The 2,467-nt window shown below is 41.8% G+C and carries 3 protein-coding genes; all 3 read left to right on the top strand.

From position 1 onward, the window contains the following. Positions 1–147: 147 nt before the first annotated feature. The 3 genes from T356_RS0109930 to T356_RS0109920 are packed head-to-tail and all read left to right on the top strand — an operon-like array spanning position 148 to position 2,385. Positions 148–1,869 (top strand): IS1634 family transposase, encoded by a 1,722-nt coding sequence (locus T356_RS0109930; RefSeq protein WP_026514348.1) that lies wholly within the window; start codon positions 148–150, stop codon positions 1,867–1,869. A 14-nt stretch (positions 1,870–1,883) separates the two neighbouring features. After that, positions 1,884–2,123, top strand: a complete 240-nt coding sequence (locus T356_RS0109925; RefSeq protein WP_026514347.1) for a hypothetical protein — start codon at positions 1,884–1,886, stop codon at positions 2,121–2,123. After that, positions 2,113–2,385, top strand: coding sequence for a hypothetical protein (locus T356_RS0109920; protein WP_242846588.1), 273 nt, complete (start codon positions 2,113–2,115; stop codon positions 2,383–2,385). Before T356_RS0109925 ends, T356_RS0109920 begins: the two co-directional genes overlap by 11 nt. The last annotated feature ends 82 nt before the right edge of the window (positions 2,386–2,467 follow it).

The following is a 2,467-nucleotide window of genomic DNA, read 5'->3' as shown; positions in this document are numbered from 1 at the left end:
TCCTAACTTCCAGTAAGTTTTGAAACTCAATCAAATAAAAACGGCAAAAAGCCCAGAAAATTCAGCAATTCTGTTGATTTTCCGGGCTTTTCTTGTTATAATTATTGAGTGGGTATACATACTTATTATCAAGGAGAAAAGTGATCTATGTACTACGATTTCAGAGTGAAGATCCCGGAAGAAAAGGGCAAGATTTACACGAAGACGATCAAGGGAGTTGTCTACATCAACTACGAGTACGACAGGGTGTATAAGCCTGACAAGAAGTACAACATCCCAAAGCGGACTACTATTGGTAAGATGTGCGACGATGATCCTACCATGATGTATCCCAATCCTAACTATCTGACCTATTTCCCGGATGCGGAACTTCCAAAAGATAAAGGTCATGATGACAGAAGTAGCTGTCTTCGTATCGGATCATTCCTTGTGATAGAGAAACTGATGATGGAAAGCATGGTGGATAAGATCATTGCCAGCATATACAATGACGATCGTGGCAGCGGACTATTCCTGGATCTCGCGGCTTATTACATAGTCACTGAGAATAACGCAGGCCAGTACTATCCTGACTATGCATACAACCACCCGCTTTTTACTCCGAACTATAAGATTTACAGTGATTCTACTGTTTCAAAGTTCACCAGTGAGATAACTGTGGACGACAGCGTCGAATTCCAGAATGAGTGGAACTCCATTAAGAAACATAAGGACAAGATTTACATATCCTATGACTCAACTAACAAGAACTGCCAGGCTGGTGATATAGATCTGGCTGAGTTCGGTCACGCCAAGGACGATAAAGGGCTTCCAATAATAAACTACTCTATTGCTTATGACAGCAATAACAGAGAGCCACTTTTTTATGAGACATATCCTGGAAGCATTGTTGATATATCCCAGCTCCAGATGATGCTTGACAAGGCGGTTGCCTATGGTTACAAGAATGCAGGATTCATTCTGGACAGAGGATACTTCAGCCGCGAAAACATAAGGTACATGGACAAATGCGGGTACGACTTCGTAATCATGGTAAAAGGAATGAAGTCCTTCATCAATGAAGAAATAAAAAAGGTGAAAGGAACTTTTGAGGACAAGAGGGAATACTCGATCCGCAGGTATCAGGTAAGCGGGACAACTGTTGAGACACCCGTTTTCTACTCGGATGAGAAGAACAGATATCTCCATATCTATTACAGTTATGGAAAGGCAGCATCAGAACGCGAAGCATTGGAAGCACGACTTGACAGAATGGCGGCCTATCTGAGCAGGCTTGAAGGTCAGTCGGTAGTTGTAGATAAGAGCTATGAAAAATACTACAGCCTTGAATACTATCATGAAGGTCAGGAAGATCAGTGCTTTGTCTGTGCAATAGAAAAATCGGATGTCGTTGAGGCTGAGCTGGAGATGTGCGGGTACTTCTGTATCATCACTTCCGACAAGATGACAGCCAAAGAGGCACTGGAGCTGTATAAGAGCAGGGATGCATCAGAGAAACTGTTCAAAGCCGACAAGAGTTTTCTTGGAAACAGGAGCCTCAGGGTATATACAGGTGATGCTCTGGAAGGCAAGATGATGATAGCATTTGTGGCACTCATCATCAGAAACCGCATGTACACAAAGCTTAAGGATGCAGAGGAAGAAATGCTGGAGAAACCGAATTACATGAATGTTCCTGCAGCTATAAGAGAGCTTGAAAAGATAGAAATGATAAGACAGGCCGATGGCGTATACAGACTGGATCACGCAGTAACTGCAACGCAAAAGACGATACTTAAGGCGTTTGGAATTGATGCGAACTATATAAAGCGTAAGACAAAAGAGATCAGCGACTGGCTGAATCCCAAAGTAAAGACAGTAAAAATCTGAAGGAGGATGTGACAATGGCGCGAGGACGCAAGAAGGTATCAACAGATTCGCTTGATGCTAAGATCGAGCATCAGAAATCTATTATGGAAAAAGCCAAGCTTAAATATGAAGCTGAGAAGGAAGCGCTTGCAGAACTTATCAAGCTTCGCAACGAACTCAGAAAGGATGAACTCATGGCTGCAGTCATTAAGAGTGAGCATTCTTATGAAGAGATTATGGCATTCATTAAAGGAGATACATCTGATGATGAATAAATACACTGCTTCAGAGCGAAAAGTTGATCTCTATGAAATTGGAGATGGGCTTACACTCATGAACATAGTTACCAAAAATGAAAACGGAAAAACAAGGGCAGTTCATACCTATATAGGATATGAAGGAGAAGGCTTTGCGTGTGTTGCTCATTCTGAAGGATTGGATGAGCCAGGAGTTATCTACAGTTATTCGAGTCATGTAAGAATGCTTAAAGCAAACCTTCCGTATCTGTTGGATTGTTTCTGGTCTAACATAAAATAAACAGTAGCCGGGATTGATTGGCAATTCAATCCCGGCTACAACTATGTTAATCATTGAGTGGTAAAATCATTGGAAGTTAAGA

The organism is Butyrivibrio sp. LB2008 (assembly GCF_000621565.1).
Lineage (GTDB): Bacteria > Bacillota > Clostridia > Lachnospirales > Lachnospiraceae > Butyrivibrio.
This window is presented reverse-complemented; position numbering and strand designations above follow the sequence as displayed.

Bases quoted from the DNA above. Each gene is read 5' to 3' on its own strand.
- T356_RS0109930 (WP_026514348.1), top strand. From the start codon at position 148: ATGTACTACGATTTCAGAGTGAAGATCCCGGAAGAAAAGGGCAAGATT.
- T356_RS0109925 (WP_026514347.1), top strand. From the start codon at position 1,884: ATGGCGCGAGGACGCAAGAAGGTATCAACAGATTCGCTTGATGCTAAG.
- T356_RS0109920 (WP_242846588.1), top strand. From the start codon at position 2,113: ATGATGAATAAATACACTGCTTCAGAGCGAAAAGTTGATCTCTATGAA.